We start from the raw sequence: 14,451 nt of genomic DNA on the forward strand, positions 1-14,451 counted from the left end.
GATCAGGTTTGAAGCATGCCTTCGTTAAAAGACCTTCGTAACCGTATCGCCTCGGTCAAGGCGACGCAGAAGATTACCAAGGCGATGCAGATGGTCGCCGCGGCGAAGCTGCGTCGCGCGCAGGAGGCTGCGGAAGCCGCGCGCCCCTATTCGGAGCGGATGGGCGCGGTGCTGGCCAACATCACCCAGGCGATCGGCGGCGGCGGCGATGCCCCGGCACTGATGACCGGCACCGGCAAGGATGACGTGCATCTGCTGGTCGTCTGCACTGCCGAGCGCGGCCTGTGCGGCGGCTTCAATTCGCAGATTGCCCGCCTCGCCCGCGACCACATCCGCAAGCTCTTGGCCGACGGCAAGCAGGTCAAGATCATCTGCGTGGGCAAGAAGGGCTTTGATATTTTGCGTCGCGACTACGCGTCGCTGGTGCTCGACCGTGTCGACCTGCGCGAGGTCAAGACACTCGGCTTCGTCAATGCCGATGCGATTGCCAGAAAGATCATCCACCTGTTCAATGAGGGTGGCTTCGACGTCTGCACGCTGTTCTATTCGCAGTTCAAGTCGGTGATCAGCCAGATTCCGACCACGCAGCAGATCATTCCGGCGGGTATTGCTTCCGCTCCAGCCGCGGCCGCGGACGGTGGCAATGCCGTCTATGAATATGAGCCGGAGCCGGGCGAGATCCTCTCCGATCTCATTCCTCGCAACATCTCGGTCCAGGTTTTCCGCGCGCTGCTCGAAAACGCAGCCGGCGAAATGGGCGCCAAGATGAGCGCCATGGACAACGCGACGCGCAATGCCGGCGACATGATCAACAAACTGTCGATCACCTACAACCGCCAGCGGCAGGCGCAGATCACCAAGGAACTGATCGAAATCATTTCGGGCGCCGAGGCGCTCTAGGCGCGACCGCCAGAGGGTCATCGGCCTTCTGCTGGAGCGTGAGAAACAAAGGACGAAAAGGGTAAAGACGATGGCGAAAGCAGCGACCCCCAAGACGGCAGCCCCGAAGACCGCCGCAAAGGCGGCACCGGCGAAGGCTCCAGCAGCGGCCAAGGCCGCTCCGGCCAAGAAGGCAGCCGCGCCCGCAAAGGCGGCAGCGCCCGCCAAGGCAGCCGCAGCCAAGACGCCGGCGGTTTCCGTCAAGAAGACCGGCGTGGTCGGCAAGGTTCGCCAGGTCATCGGCGCCGTTGTCGACGTGCAGTTCGGCGAGCACCTGCCGGCCATCCTGAACGCGATCGAGACGGTCAATGTCGGCAACCGCCTGGTGCTCGAAGTCGCCCAGCATCTCGGCGAAAACACCGTGCGCTGCATCGCCATGGACTCGACCGAAGGTCTGGTCCGCGGCCAGGACGTCTATGACACTGGCGCGCCGATCACCGTGCCGGTCGGCCCGGGCATGCTCGGCCGCATCATCAACGTCATCGGCGAGCCGGTCGACGAAGAAGGCCCGGTCGACGGCATTGAGATGCGCGCCATCCACCAGCCGGCGCCGTCCTATGTCGAGCAGTCGACGGAAGCGCAGATCCTGATCACCGGCATCAAGGTTCTCGACCTGCTGGCCCCATACGCCCGCGGCGGCAAGATCGGCCTGTTCGGCGGTGCCGGCGTCGGCAAGACGGTGCTGATCCAGGAACTGATCAACAACGTCGCCAAGGCGCATGGCGGCTTCTCGGTGTTCGCCGGCGTTGGCGAGCGCACCCGCGAAGGCAACGATCTCTACCACGAGTTCATCGAGTCCGGAGTCAACAAGAAGGGCGGCGGCGAAGGTTCCAAGGCGGCACTGGTCTATGGCCAGATGAACGAGCCGCCGGGCGCCCGCGCCCGCGTCGGCCTGACCGGACTGACGGTCGCCGAATATTTCCGCGACCAGGGCCAGGACGTGCTGTTCTTCGTCGACAACATCTTCCGCTTCACGCAGGCTGGCTCGGAAGTGTCGGCTCTGCTCGGCCGTATTCCTTCGGCCGTGGGCTATCAGCCGACGCTCGCCACCGACATGGGCGCGCTGCAGGAGCGCATCACCACGACGACCAAGGGCTCGATCACCTCGGTGCAGGCGATCTACGTGCCGGCCGACGATTTGACCGACCCGGCGCCGGCGACCTCGTTTGCCCACCTTGACGCGACGACCGTGCTCAACCGCGCGATCTCCGAAAAGGGCATCTACCCGGCCGTCGACCCGCTGGACTCGACCTCGCGCATGCTCGACCCGCTGGTCGTCGGCGAGGAGCACTATGGCGTCGCGCGCCAGGTGCAGTCGATCCTTCAGCGCTACAAGTCGCTTCAGGACATCATCGCCATCCTGGGCATGGACGAGCTCAGCGAAGAGGACAAGCAGACGGTGGCCCGCGCCCGCAAGATCGAGCGCTTCCTGTCGCAGCCGTTCTTCGTAGCCGAAGTGTTCACGGGTTCGCCGGGTAAGCTCGTCGACCTCGCCGACACCATCAAAGGCTTCAAGGGCCTCTGCAACGGCGACTATGATCATCTTCCGGAAGCTGCCTTCTACATGGTCGGCGGCATCGAGGAAGCGGTCGAGAAGGCACAGCGCCTGGCGGCCGAAGCGGCATAAAGAAGCGAAAAGAAGCGAATAGCGAATAGGGAGTAGCGAATAGGGCGTATGAGTCGGCGATAGTTCCTGAACTATTCGCTACTCGCTATTCCCTACTCGCTAGATTGGCATGGCTGAAGCTTTCAAATTCGAACTGGTTTCGCCGGAGCGCCTGTTGGTTTCCGAGCAGGTCGAGTCCGTCGTCATTCCGGGCGCCGAAGGTGAGATGACCGTGATGGCGCATCATGCACCGGTCATGACGACGATCAAGCCGGGTGTCGTCACGCTGAAGACCGTGGCAGGCCAGGAAGAGCGCTATGTGGTGTTCGGCGGCTTTGCCGATATCGTGCCTTCCGGCTGCACGCTGCTGGCGGAATCCGCCGTGGCGGTGAAGGATGTCGACCGCACCGATCTCGCCCGCCGCATCCAGGAAGCCAAGGAAGACGCCGCCGACGCCAAGGACGACCAGACCCGCAGCAAGGCCGAACAGTTCCTTAGCCAGCTCACCACGCTGGAAAGCGCTATTCTGCCGGCCTAGTATTTCGCTTCTACAAGCGATTGAGAAAGCGGGGCTTGCCCCGCTTTTTTGTTTGGTGGACAGTCCGGCCGCCGTGGCATGAGGAGTGGCCGATGACGGAAGAAGCAGCGCAACGAGAAACAGCCTCGCGATCCCTGTGGACGACGGCGCTGATAGCGGCCTTTGGCGGCCCGTTCGCCGGCTTCCTGTGGATCGGAGCTGGCAGGCTGGCCGTGATCAGCCTGCTGGTCATCAGCGCCGTCAGCATTGCGGTCTGCTACATCGGGTTTCCCGTGATACCAGGAATGGATCTTGCAGCCGTTGGCACTTACTCAGGCTACGGTCTGATGGTCGTGTGGGTGGCGATCGTTCTCCCCTTCGCACGCCGGTTCAAGCCGGACAGATGGTTTGCGCGAGGGGTTGCGGTGTTCGTGCTGGTGTTTTACGCGTCGGCCGTGGCAGCGTTTGTCACCCGCACGTTCTTGTTCCAGTCCTTTTCCACGCCGTCCGGCAGCATGGTGCCGACGCTGGTGGACGGTGACTATTTCTTCGCCTCCAAGTTCGCCTATGGCTATGGCCGCTACACCGTTCCTCTCGGGCTGCTGCCCTTCGAGGGCCGGATCTTTGCCGCCGAGCCGACGCGGGGCGATATTGTGGTGTTCAAATTTCCGCCGGATCCGAGTATCGACTACATCAAGCGGGTCGTTGGCCTGCCGGGCGAGAAAATCCAGATGGTCGACGGGATACTTTACATCAATGGTGTGGCGGTTGGGCTCGAAGATATCGGCCCATACGCATCCGAGGACGCTCCTCAAACCGCCAGATTGCAGCGTGAAACCTTGCCCAATGGCGTCTCCTATTCGCTCGTCAACCTCACAGACGATTCGATAGGCGACAACACGCGCGTGTTTGAAGTGCCCGAAGGCCACTATTTCATGCTTGGCGACAATCGCGACAATTCTTCCGACAGCCGGTTCACGGTCGGGTTCGTTCCCTATGAAAACCTGGTCGGCAAGGCCGTGCGACTGTTCTGGAATTCGAAAGGTACCGACTATTCGTCTCGGCAAACGCTGGATGGAACCGCCGCCCACTAAGGCGCCCGCTATCGGCCTATGCTAGAATAGCTCGGGCCACTTCTTTGCGGGATGCCGCCGGCCAGCCAACCGGGGTCAGCGGATCGTTTTGTCCGAACCAACACCTATAAAGAGCGCGGCGAGGGCAAGGGTCGGCCCGCCCTGCCTGAGATGGACGAGATGGGTGGCCACGAACTCGATCAGCGTCTGGCGCTCGGCGTGGTCCTTGGCGAAGCCGGCCAGGTCGAACACCGCTGCTGCTGTCGCTTCCGTCGGCAGGTCGCGGCTGAAAAGCGCCGCCAGCGCGGTATCCAACGGATCGGTGAAATGGCCCTCCGGTAAGGTCTTGCCGCGCGCCGCGCAGGCGGCGATCCAGGCGGCGATCACCAGAGTCAGATGCTCAGGCAAGGCGCCGGCTTCAAGCCGTGCGACGGCGGACGCAACGATTCGTTGCGGCAGTTTTTGGCTGCCGTCATTGGCGATCTGCGCCGTGCGGTGTGCGAGGGCGGTGTTCGAAAAACGCTCGGTGAGCTCCGCCGTGTAAGCTGATGTGTCGAGCCCGGCATCCTCCGGCAGCGTCGAAACGGCTTCGGCCCACAAGGCATCGACGAACTGCCGGATTGCCGGATCGGCGAAGGCGCGGTCGACCGTCGCGTGCCCGCTGAGCAGGCCGAGATAGGCGATGGCCGAATGCGAACCGTTGAGCAGCCTCAGCTTCATATCTTCGAAGGGCCCGACGTCGCCGACCATGGTGACGCCGAATTTTTCCCAGGCCGGCCGGCCCGCCGGGAAATTGTCTTCGACCACCCATTGGCAGAATGGCTCGGTCATCACCGGCCAGGCGTCTTCGACGCCAAGCTCAACAGCAATGCGCGCCCGGTCGGTGTCGGTAGTCGCCGGCACGATGCGGTCGACCATGCTCGAGGGGAAAGCCACTTCGTTGGCGACATGCCGGCCAAGGTCAGCGTCGCGCTGCGTGGCGAATTCGACCAGCAGACGGTGCAAGGTGGCGCCGTTGGCCGGCAGGTTGTCGCAGCAGAGTACGGTGTAAGGCGGGACACCAGCGGCGCGGCGGCGCGCCAACGATTCGGCGAGGAAACCATGCGCCGTTTTCGGACGTTGCGGGTTCGCCAGATCGTGAACGATGTCGGGATGGGCTGTGTCGAGGTTGCCGTCGGCGGCCCTGAGATAGGCTTTTTCGGTGATCGTCAGCGTGACGATAAGCGTGCGCGGATCGGTCAGCGCGGCCAGCACCGCGCCCGGATCCTCCGGTGCCACCAACATCGACTGGATCGAGCCTATGACGCGCAGGCTCTCACTGTCGCTGCTTCTCACCGCCAGCGTGTAGAGCCCATCCTGCGGCGCCAGTGCGTCACGCGTGTCGGTGCTGCGCAATGAGACGCCGACAATGCCCCAGCCGGTCTCCCCGGCCGCCAGGCAGTCGTCGACATAGGCGGCCTGATGGGCGCGATGGAACGCACCAACGCCGAGGTGGACGATGCCCGGTGCGACGCGGCTGCGATCGTACCGGGGGAGTGCGACTTGCTTCGGCAATGACTGGAGTGTGTTGTCGGACAGATGACCGCTTGTCATGGCATCAAAGGGGCTGACGGAGTTGAGTGCATGGATATGTTCCTGCGCGGCGGATCGCACGCGGCGTAACACCTGTTTCCTGGCTCGGCAAGGACGCCAATTCCCGGCAACAACGTTGACATCATTCCTGCTCGACCGTACCGATACCGGCCCTGGGAGGAGCCGCTTTTCGATGATCGCGCTGACCGATCCGGATCTGCTGTTTCCGCCCGAAGCGCATTTGCGTTCGCTGGCCCGTGATCTCTACGCCGGGGTGAAAAATCTGCCGATCGTCAGCCCGCACGGTCACACCGATCCGCGCTGGTATGCGCTGAACGAGCCCTTCCCGGATCCGGCGCAATTGCTGATCGCACCGGATCACTACATTTTCCGCATGCTGTTCAGCCAGGGCGTTCGCCTCGAGGATCTTGGTGTGCCGACGCTGGACGGCGCGCCCGTGGAGACCGACGGCAGGGTCATCTGGCGGCGCTTTGCCGAGCACTACTATCTGTTTCGCGGCACGCCGACCCGGTTGTGGCTCGACCATGTGCTGGCCCATCTGTTCGGCATCGACGAGCCGCTGAGTGCGGCAACAGCCGACCGGCATTACGACACCATCGCTGCCCTGCTGCAGCGCGACGAGTTCCGCCCCCGCGCTCTGTTCGAGCGCTTCAACATCGAGGTCATCGCGACGACCGAGGGCGCGCTCGACGATCTCAAATGGCACAAAGCGATCCGCGACAGCGGCTGGCAGGGCCGGGTCGTCACCGCCTACAGGCCGGATGCCGTCGTCGATCCCGACTTCGAGGGGTTCTCGGCCAATCTCGAACGGCTTGGCGAGATCACCGGCTGCGACACCGGCAACTGGGCCGGCTATCTCGATGCGCACCGCCAGCGGCGCGCCTTCTTCAAAGGTTTTGGCGCGACCTCGTCCGACCACGGCCATCCGACGGCGGAGACCGCCAATCTTTCCGATGCCGCCGCCACCGAACTGTTCAGCCGCATCCGCCGTGGCTCGGACGATGAGCGCGAGCGCAAACTGTTTCGCGCCCAGATGCTGACCGAAATGGCCAAGATGAGCCGCGACGACGGGCTGGTGCTGCAGATACATCCCGGCTCCTGGCGCAATCATTCGCCGGCTATTTTTCAGAAATTCGGGCGCGACAAAGGCTTCGATATCCCGACCCGAACCGACTATGTGACGGCCCTGAAGCCGCTGCTCGACTGCGTCGGACTGGAGCGTGATCTCACCATCATGCTCTTCACGCTCGACGAAACAAGCTATGCGCGCGAACTGGCGCCGCTGGCCGGCGTCTATCCGGCGCTGAAGCTCGGGCCGGCCTGGTGGTTCCACGACAGTCCCGAAGGCATGCGCCGGTTCCGCGAGATGACCACCGAAACGGCCGGCTTCTACAACACCGTCGGTTTCAACGACGACACCCGCGCCTTTCCATCCATACCCGCCCGCCACGACATGGCGCGGCGGGTCGACTGTGCATATCTGGCGCGTCTCGTTGCCGAGCACAGGCTGCGCGAGGACGAGGCACACGAACTGGCCGGGGAGCTGGCCTACACCCTTGCCAAAAGAGCCTATCGGCTATGACGACGAAGACCGATCTCTCCACCTTCAGCCTCGCTGGCAAGCGCATCCTTGTCACCGGCGCCAACACCGGCATTGGCCAGGGCATCGCCGTGTCGATCGCGCGCGCCGGCGGCGCCGTCGTCGGTGTCGGCCGCTCGGCGATGGATGGGACGGCTGAGAAGATCGCGGCGGCGGGCGGACAGTTCGAGGCGGTCAGCTGCGATCTTGCCGACCATGCCGCCGCACAGGCGATGCTCGACAGCGTCTGGGAGGAAACCGGGCCGCTCGACGGGTTGGTCAACAATGCCGGCATCATCCGCCGCGCTGATGCGGTCGATTTCTCGGAGGCCGATTGGGATGACGTGACCGACGTCAATTTGAAGACGGTCTTTTTTCTCAGCCAGAGGTTTGCCAGGCGTGTTCTTGCCGAGCCGGGACGGTGCGGCAAGATCGTCAACATCGCCTCGGTGCTGAGCTTCCAGGGCGGCATTCGCGTGGCGTCCTACACCGCTTCGAAACATGGCGTGCTTGGCATCACCCGATTGCTCGCCTGCGAGTGGGCGGCGAAAGGCATCAACGTCAATGCCATCGCGCCCGGCTATGTCGAAACCAACAACACCGAGGCATTGCGCGCCGATCCCGATCGCAGCGCCGCCATCCTGGCGCGCATTCCGGCCGGGCGCTGGGGTGGGCCGGAAGACATCGGCGACGCCGCCGTGTTTCTGTTGGCGCCGGCGTCCAACTACATGCATGGCGCCGTGGTGCCGGTGGATGGCGGCTGGCTGGCGCGATAGGAGTGGCAATGACCGAAGCAAAGATCTTTGCGCATGCCGGCGAGGGCGCCTGGACGCCGACCCCGGACGGCAACCGCAGGCGGGTTGTGCTGCACACCGACGAGTTGATGATGGTCGAGTTCGGCTTCGACAGAGGCGGCGTCGGCGCGCTGCATTCGCACCCGCATGTCCAGGCGAGTTATGTCGCCGAAGGCCGCTTCGAGGTAACCATCGACGGCAGGAGCGAAATCCTTGAGACGGGCGGCAGCTTCATCGTCCCGTCCAATCTGGTCCATGGCGTCAAGGCGCTGGAGGCCGGGCGTCTGGTCGACAGTTTTACCCCGCATCGCGCCGATTTCCTGGACTGATACAGTCTTCATCAATGGTTCCAAAACGAAAATGCCCGCGCCTCCGGAGAGGCGCGGGCGTGTTGCCTGGGCGCTTGTGGCGCCGCGGTACTCAAAACATCACCGCAGGGTCGGGACGGTGCCGCAAGATGGTGAAAATAGATTTAACAGGGCTGGATTAGCCCCGCTTTATCGGCCAAGCAGGACGGCAGGTCTTTGGCGAGTCGAATGCCGGCGGAACGAATCGCGCGGGCGGACTCAACCATGCATCCGCTTCAACAGCAGGCGACAAGGTGATGCAGATATCGGCGGCGAGCGCCCCGGCGCAGGATCCCAAGCGGCGCGTCTTGAAGGATGTGTTCGGCTTCGACGACTTTCGTCCCGGCCAAGCCGATGTGATGGAGGCATTGCTGGCCAGGCGTCATGTGCTGGCCGTCATGCCGACGGGCGCTGGCAAATCGCTCTGCTATCAGGTTCCGGCGCTGGTTCTGGGCGGGCTCACCATCGTCGTTTCGCCGCTGGTGGCGCTGATGCAGGACCAGGTCGCGGCATTGCGGCTTGCCGGCGTTGCCGCCGACACGATCAACTCCTCGATCGAGCGCGATGCCAATATCGCGGCATGGCGCCGCGTCGCGGCGGGCCAGACGCGCCTGCTCTATCTTGCGCCGGAGCGGCTGATGACCGCGCGCATGCTCGAGGCGCTGGCCAGGCTCGATGTCCGCCTAATCGCCGTCGACGAGGCGCATTGTATCTCGCAATGGGGGCCGGCGTTCCGACGCGAATATGAAGAACTGTCGCGGCTGCGGGATATTTTCCCCGACGTGCCGATCATTGCGCTGACGGCGACGGCCGACGAAGCCACGCGCACCGACATTGAAGCGCAATTGTTTGCCGGGCGCGTCGAAACCGTGGTGCTGGGTTTCGACCGGCCGAACATCAAGCTTGCCATCGAGGCCAAGCAGGACAGCAAGCGCCAGTTGCTGAGCTTCGTCCAGCGTCATCAGGGCCGCAGTGGCATCGTCTACTGCCTGTCGCGCAAGAAGACGGAGGAAATGGCGGCGTTCCTCGACAAGAACGGCGTCACCGCCCTGGCCTATCATGCCGGCATGAGCAAGGAGGCGCGTGATGCCAATCAAAACGCTTTCATGACCTTGTCCGGCGTCGTCATGGTGGCGACCATCGCCTTCGGCATGGGCATCGACAAGCCGGATGTCGCCTATGTCTTCCACACCGATCTGCCGGGCAGCCTGGAGGCCTACTATCAGGAAATCGGCCGTGCCGGCCGCGACGGGCGGGCGGCCGAGGCGCATATGCTGTTTGGTCTCGGTGACATCCGCATGCGCCGGCTTTTCATCGACGACGAGGACGCGCCGGTGGGGCACAAAAGGCGCGCCCATGGCCGGCTCAATACGCTGATCGGCTATTGCGAGACGGCTGAGTGCCGCCGCCAGATCCTGCTTGGCTATTTCGGCGAAGAAGCATCGCCTTGCGGCAATTGCGATACGTGCCTCGACCAGGCGCCGCGCGCGGATGGCGTGGCGGAGGCGCAGATCATCCTCGCTTCCGTGCGCGAGACCGGCGAACGCTTCGGCGCTGGCCATGTCGTCGACATTCTGCTCGGCCATGAGACCGAAAAGGTGCTGGCCAGGGGGCACCAAAGGCTCACCAGCTTCGGGACCGGATTGGCGCACAAGAAGGATTTCTGGCTGTCGCTGATCCGCCAGCTTGTCGCGAACGGTTTCCTGGTACCGGATCCGGGCGGCCATGGTGGCCTTGCCATCGCGGAAAAGGGCCATGCGCTTGGCCGCGGCGAGGTGGCGTTCCAGTATCGCGTCGAGATGCGCACGCGCGCCGCACGCGGCAAGGCCCGCGCCGGTCAGTATCCCGAGGGCGAAAATGTGGATGCGTCGCTGCTCGCCGCGCTCAAGACGCTGCGGCTGCGTCTGGCCAAGGAACGCCAGGTGCCGGCCTATGTGGTCTTCTCCGATCGCACGCTGATCGACATGGCCGAGCGCCGTCCGCATGACCTCGATGCCTTCGCCGAAGTGAATGGCGTGGGTGCGGCGAAGCTCAAGGAGTTCGGCGAGATTTTTCTGAGCGCGATCGCTGGGCACCAGTCCGATGCATCGGCCTGATGCTCTGTCGAGATCAGTCGCGATTTCAATAGTGGGCGTAGCCGCTCAACGGACATTTCTGGGACGAGGGAACCTGAAACGGGCCGTCAATGCCGCTGCAGGTGCGGAACCTGGTCTTGCCCGACTTCGAAGCTGGCGGCGCCGAAGCCTCTTTTGACTTCGCTGTCGGCCGTGGCTTTGCCGCTTGCTCACGTCTCGTTTTCTCGCGCACGACCGCCGGGATCCGCGGCTTTTGCGATCCGGCGCTTTCCTGCCGCCTGGCCTCGGAGGCTTGCTGGGCGCGATAATTCTTCACGGCGGCTTCGGTATCGAGTTTCAGCTTGTCATATTGGCTGGGTGTCAGGAATGTGCTCGGGGACAGGCCATTTTCTTGCTGCCAGAGGCCGATGGCCCGGCGCGTCTTGGCGCCGAACGTGCCATCGGCTTTGTCCAGATCATAGCCGATCGCCAGCAGCCTTTCCTGCAGGTCGATCTTTTGCTGGCGGTCGAGCCCGATGGCGCTTTCCGTCAATTCCGGCTCCTTGTCGGGGCCGGCCGTCGCGGCCGGAGTTTGCTGCGTCGTCGTCGATCTCGGCGCGTCGCTTTCCACCTTGGCGACAACGGATTGTGCCTGCTTGATCTGGTCCAGATTGAGGCGCGCCAGATCGGCGAACGCGCCATTGGGAAACTGCCGCAGATAGGCCTCGTAGTGTGCAACGGTGTTGCGCTTGGAGGCTTCGTCCCAGACGCGCTGTTCGACATCCCAGCCGCGCGAGTCCGTCTCGGCCGCCGGGGTCGGAACCTTGTTGTCCGGAGCCTGCTGAGGCAAGGCCGGCGTTGCCGGCGCCTGCGGCCCGATAAAGACCTCGCGGCCGAGCGAGGCGTTGTGCCATGGCCGCTGGCGGCCATCCGTTTCGGCCGTTACCTCACCGCGCACACGGGTCAGCGCGCTCTGGATCTCCACGCCGGGCTCCGCCAGATGCCTGGCAAGAGAGCTCGTATAGGGGCTGTTGGCGCCATCGCCGTCATAGGACACCGCGCCGGGATCGGTCGCATAGGCGATGAGCACACCGCCGGTGCCGGCCTCGGTCGATGGCACCTCGATCGGCGCCAGTCCAGGGGCGGTTGTCGAGCGGCTCTTCGGCATCGCGGCGGCCAGGGTTCTGGCCAGCGGGTTGTCGCGGCATGCATCGAGGATGATGATGCCGACGGCCGGGTCCGGCGGCAGGGCTGCCAGCAGCTCGTCGATCTGAATGGTGCGGGTCCTGAGATGCGCCGGCGCCGTCAATTCGGCATCGACCGGAACGAGATAGTTCTTGCCGTTCACCTGCATGCCGTGGCCGGCATAGTAGATGAGCGCCAGCTCCGCGTCGTATGAGGCTTCGGTAAACCGGTTCAGCCGCTCGCGCATTCCGGCATAGTCAAGGTCGACGCCTTCGATGACCTTGAACCCGGCGTGTCGCAGTGTCTCGGCCATCAGGCGAGCGTCGCTGGCAGGGTTAACCAGCGTGGGCGCATAGACATATTTGCTGTTGCCGATGACCAGGGCCACCCGATTGCTGTCGGCAGCAAACAGGTTTGCCTGCAACAGGTCTGCCGCAGTCAGCAAAAGCAACCCAACAATGACGGCCCAGAACCGCATCGATCGCACTCATGATCAAGTAGCGTGCTTTGCCAACTTAACCCGTGCTGCCAGTCTCCACTGTGAGATGGCCCACTCTTCGCATCAAGCAACCAGTATAGCACGCAAGCGCGGCCTTCGCATTCAATTCAGCGGACTGTTTGTAGGGATACCAGGTTTATCTTCGGCACGGCCTCACGGCCAGGCGCGCATCATTGCATTTGTCGAAAGCCAGGCCATCAACGGCAGCGCCAGCAGCAGCGCCAGCCGAAGCCCCGCCAATCGTGCGGCGTTCAGGTCGTGACGCCGCAACAGCAGCCATGCTCGCATGGCTGCGCCGAGAACGAGCAGGGCGTAGAGGCCAGCCAGGGTCCAGAAGAGCTGCTTGCCCGTTACGGGAATGCCAGCTTGTTCCAGCCCCTTGCCGATGGCAGCCACCGGTACCGCCACGAAGAAGGCGACGCCGATGCCGAAAAAGAAGCCGATCATCGCACCAGGAAACGCCGTGGCCGACAGAGCGACAGCGATCGCCAGCAGGATGAGCAGGGTGATGAACGCGCGCTGGGTCACCGCAAAACTCCGTCCGTTGGCGCGCCAATAGCAGCAAAGGCTTAGAGATCTGTTGTCCACTCGCCCAACGAATGGGAGCCGGAAATCGGCCTAAGTGGGTCTGGGAATTTCCGTGGCGTGGAAAGCAATGGCGGAGAGGGAGGGATTCGAACCCCCGATGGGCTTGCACCCATGCCGCATTTCGAGTGCGGTGCATTCGACCACTCTGCCACCTCTCCGCGGTCATGGTCGGCCGTTGCCGGCGCGGCGCACTAGATAACGGCTGCACCGGCAGGTTACAAGGCCCAATCTGCCTGTTATCCGGCTTCTTCGGCACAGCACCGTTTCTGCCGGGTGCGAACGTCCGGCGTCACGCCGTTTAGGGGCGCCTTACGGGACGCGAATGCCCTGCAGCGGAAAACCTTCGGCGCCGGGGCGCTTGTCCTGGCCGTTTGCCTTGACTTCACCGCAACCTTCGGTTAGGGACAGCGCGCAATCGGCGTGGAGGGTTCTTCCGCGCCGCTTGTTTTTTGAACCCGCAGACTGACAAAAAGACGGCCGAACCGCCAACGCGGTTCATCAAGGCCGACCGAACAGCGAAAGGCAAAAAATGTTCGCAGTCATTAAAACGGGCGGTAAGCAGTATCGCGTTGCCGCCAACGATCTCCTGAAGATCGAAAAACTCGAAGCCAATGTCGGCGATATCGTTGAAATCGGCCACGTGCTCGCGCATGGCGAGGGCGACAATGTCACCTTCGGCGCGCCGTTTGTCGATGGCGCGATGGTCACCGCCGAAGTTGTCGAACAGGGCAAGAACCGCACCGTCATCGCTTTCAAGAAGCGCCGCCGGCAGAATTCGCGCCGCAAGATCGGCCATCGTCAGCTTCTGACCACCGTGCGGATCGCCGAGATCCTGCTGGCTGGCGCCAAGCCGACGAAGACGGCAGCGGTCAAGGCTCCGAAGAAGGAAGCCAAGGCTGAGGTCGCCCCCGAGGCGAAGGCCGAAGCCGCGCCGAAAGAGGCCAAGGCCAAGAAGGAAGCCAAGGCAGAGGCTGCCCCGAAGGCAGAGGCCAAAGCTTCTGAAGCCGCCGCCGCGCCGCTGTTCAAGGCGCCGAAGGGCGAGCCGGACGATTTGACCGTGATCAAGGGCATCGGCCCGGTCGCCGCCAAGGACCTTGCCGAGCAGGGCATCATCACCTTCGCGCAGCTTGCCAAGCTGTCGGACAAGGATGTCGCCAAGATCGACGAGCATATGCCGTTCAGCGCCGAGCAGATCAGCGACTGGCGCGAGCAGGCCAAGGAACTGGCGAAGAAGTGAAACGAACCGGCGACCAGGTCGCCGGATCGGACTTGAAACGGAACGCGAACGCGTTCATAAGACCATTCAAGCGCCCTCGAGGGCGCATCGGAGTTAGTTAGATGGCACACAAGAAAGCTGGCGGCTCGTCGCGCAACGGTCGCGACTCGCATTCCAAGCGCCTGGGCGTGAAGAAGTTCGGCGGCGAAGCCGTGATTCCGGGCAACATCATCATTCGTCAGCGCGGCACCACGTGGCATCCCGGCGTCAATGTCGGCATGGGCACGGATCACACCCTTTTTGCGCTCGAAACCGGCGCAGTCACCTTCAACAAAAAAGCCAACGGCCGAACCTACGTATCGGTCAATCCGATCGCCAAAGCCGCGGAGTAGCCGGTTCCGTACGAGAACACCGGCACCCATCTCGGGAACCGGTGTCTGGCCAAGCCAGGAAATGGATCA

At 63.5% G+C, this 14,451-nt stretch carries 13 protein-coding genes and 1 tRNA gene; 10 read left to right on the forward strand and 4 right to left on the reverse strand.

Going from position 1 to position 14,451, the window contains the following annotated elements; all coding sequences use genetic code 11:
* The first annotated feature begins 15 nt into the window (after positions 1–15).
* From AC1D0N_RS17355 to lepB, 4 genes are all read left to right on the forward strand, one after another.
* Positions 16–900 (forward strand): F0F1 ATP synthase subunit gamma, encoded by an 885-nt coding sequence (locus AC1D0N_RS17355; protein WP_477245969.1) that lies wholly within the window; start codon positions 16–18, stop codon positions 898–900.
* A 70-nt stretch (positions 901–970) separates the two neighbouring features.
* Complete coding sequence (gene atpD / locus AC1D0N_RS17360; protein WP_477245971.1) at positions 971–2,566, forward strand: F0F1 ATP synthase subunit beta; 1,596 nt, start codon at positions 971–973, stop codon at positions 2,564–2,566.
* Positions 2,567–2,675: 109 nt separating this feature from the next.
* Positions 2,676–3,083, forward strand: a complete 408-nt coding sequence (locus AC1D0N_RS17365) for a F0F1 ATP synthase subunit epsilon (RefSeq protein ID WP_477245973.1) — start codon at positions 2,676–2,678, stop codon at positions 3,081–3,083.
* Between the two features lie 212 nt (positions 3,084–3,295).
* The gene (lepB, locus tag AC1D0N_RS17370; protein ID WP_477245974.1) at positions 3,296–4,156 is read left to right on the forward strand and encodes a signal peptidase I; all 861 of its coding nucleotides are present in this window, start codon (positions 3,296–3,298) and stop codon (positions 4,154–4,156) included.
* A 75-nt stretch (positions 4,157–4,231) separates the two neighbouring features.
* Here lepB and AC1D0N_RS17375 read toward each other — a convergent pair whose 3' ends face one another.
* The gene (locus AC1D0N_RS17375; protein ID WP_477245976.1) at positions 4,232–5,728 is read right to left on the reverse strand and encodes a mannitol dehydrogenase family protein; all 1,497 of its coding nucleotides are present in this window, start codon (positions 5,726–5,728) and stop codon (positions 4,232–4,234) included.
* A 172-nt stretch (positions 5,729–5,900) separates the two neighbouring features.
* Between AC1D0N_RS17375 and uxaC the strand changes: the two genes are divergently transcribed.
* The 4 genes from uxaC (at position 5,901) to recQ (ending at position 10,544) form a co-directional block, all read left to right on the forward strand.
* Entirely contained in the window at positions 5,901–7,310 is a 1,410-nt protein-coding gene (uxaC, locus tag AC1D0N_RS17380) for a glucuronate isomerase (protein WP_477245978.1), read from the forward strand.
* Positions 7,307–8,083, forward strand: a complete 777-nt coding sequence (gene kduD, locus AC1D0N_RS17385; RefSeq protein WP_477245980.1) for a 2-dehydro-3-deoxy-D-gluconate 5-dehydrogenase KduD — start codon at positions 7,307–7,309, stop codon at positions 8,081–8,083. The genes uxaC and kduD overlap by 4 nt, the downstream gene beginning before the upstream one ends.
* Before the next feature lie 8 nt (positions 8,084–8,091).
* A complete protein-coding gene (locus tag AC1D0N_RS17390; protein WP_477245982.1) occupies positions 8,092–8,430 on the forward strand; it encodes a cupin domain-containing protein in 339 nt (112 codons plus the stop codon).
* Between the two features lie 275 nt (positions 8,431–8,705).
* Positions 8,706–10,544 carry a DNA helicase RecQ gene (gene recQ / locus AC1D0N_RS17395; RefSeq protein ID WP_477245984.1) on the forward strand — a complete coding sequence of 613 codons (1,839 nt, stop codon included), beginning with the start codon at positions 8,706–8,708 and terminating at the stop codon, positions 10,542–10,544.
* A gap of 25 nt (positions 10,545–10,569) precedes the next feature.
* Here the strand turns inward: recQ and AC1D0N_RS17400 are convergent, their stop codons facing one another.
* The 3 genes from AC1D0N_RS17400 to AC1D0N_RS17410 form a co-directional block, all read right to left on the reverse strand.
* Complete coding sequence (locus AC1D0N_RS17400; RefSeq protein ID WP_477245985.1) at positions 10,570–12,165, reverse strand: caspase family protein; 1,596 nt, start codon at positions 12,163–12,165, stop codon at positions 10,570–10,572.
* Between the two features lie 174 nt (positions 12,166–12,339).
* Positions 12,340–12,714 carry a hypothetical protein gene (locus AC1D0N_RS17405; RefSeq protein ID WP_477245987.1) on the reverse strand — a complete coding sequence of 125 codons (375 nt, stop codon included), beginning with the start codon at positions 12,712–12,714 and terminating at the stop codon, positions 12,340–12,342.
* A gap of 128 nt (positions 12,715–12,842) precedes the next feature.
* A tRNA-Ser gene (locus tag AC1D0N_RS17410) sits at positions 12,843–12,932 on the reverse strand.
* Between the two features lie 371 nt (positions 12,933–13,303).
* Between AC1D0N_RS17410 and AC1D0N_RS17415 the strand changes: the two genes are divergently transcribed.
* Complete coding sequence (locus AC1D0N_RS17415) at positions 13,304–14,011, forward strand: 50S ribosomal protein L21 (protein ID WP_477245989.1); 708 nt, start codon at positions 13,304–13,306, stop codon at positions 14,009–14,011.
* 101 nt (positions 14,012–14,112) lie between these two features.
* Positions 14,113–14,382 carry a 50S ribosomal protein L27 gene (rpmA, locus tag AC1D0N_RS17420; RefSeq protein ID WP_013529063.1) on the forward strand — a complete coding sequence of 90 codons (270 nt, stop codon included), beginning with the start codon at positions 14,113–14,115 and terminating at the stop codon, positions 14,380–14,382.
* Positions 14,383–14,451: the final 69 nt, after the last annotated feature.

The organism is Mesorhizobium sp. P2_E10 (assembly GCF_056404235.1).

Coding starts and splice junctions, on each gene's coding strand:
- rpmA (WP_013529063.1), top strand. CDS start 14,113: ATGGCACACAAGAAAGCTGGCGGCTCGTCGCGCAACGGTCGCGACTCG.
- AC1D0N_RS17415 (WP_477245989.1), top strand. CDS start 13,304: ATGTTCGCAGTCATTAAAACGGGCGGTAAGCAGTATCGCGTTGCCGCC.
- AC1D0N_RS17365 (WP_477245973.1), top strand. CDS start 2,676: ATGGCTGAAGCTTTCAAATTCGAACTGGTTTCGCCGGAGCGCCTGTTG.
- uxaC (WP_477245978.1), top strand. CDS start 5,901: ATGATCGCGCTGACCGATCCGGATCTGCTGTTTCCGCCCGAAGCGCAT.
- AC1D0N_RS17375 (WP_477245976.1), bottom strand. CDS start 5,728: ATGACAAGCGGTCATCTGTCCGACAACACACTCCAGTCATTGCCGAAG.
- recQ (WP_477245984.1), top strand. CDS start 8,706: ATGCAGATATCGGCGGCGAGCGCCCCGGCGCAGGATCCCAAGCGGCGC.
- AC1D0N_RS17390 (WP_477245982.1), top strand. CDS start 8,092: ATGACCGAAGCAAAGATCTTTGCGCATGCCGGCGAGGGCGCCTGGACG.
- atpD (WP_477245971.1), top strand. CDS start 971: ATGGCGAAAGCAGCGACCCCCAAGACGGCAGCCCCGAAGACCGCCGCA.
- AC1D0N_RS17400 (WP_477245985.1), bottom strand. CDS start 12,165: ATGCGGTTCTGGGCCGTCATTGTTGGGTTGCTTTTGCTGACTGCGGCA.
- kduD (WP_477245980.1), top strand. CDS start 7,307: ATGACGACGAAGACCGATCTCTCCACCTTCAGCCTCGCTGGCAAGCGC.
- AC1D0N_RS17355 (WP_477245969.1), top strand. CDS start 16: ATGCCTTCGTTAAAAGACCTTCGTAACCGTATCGCCTCGGTCAAGGCG.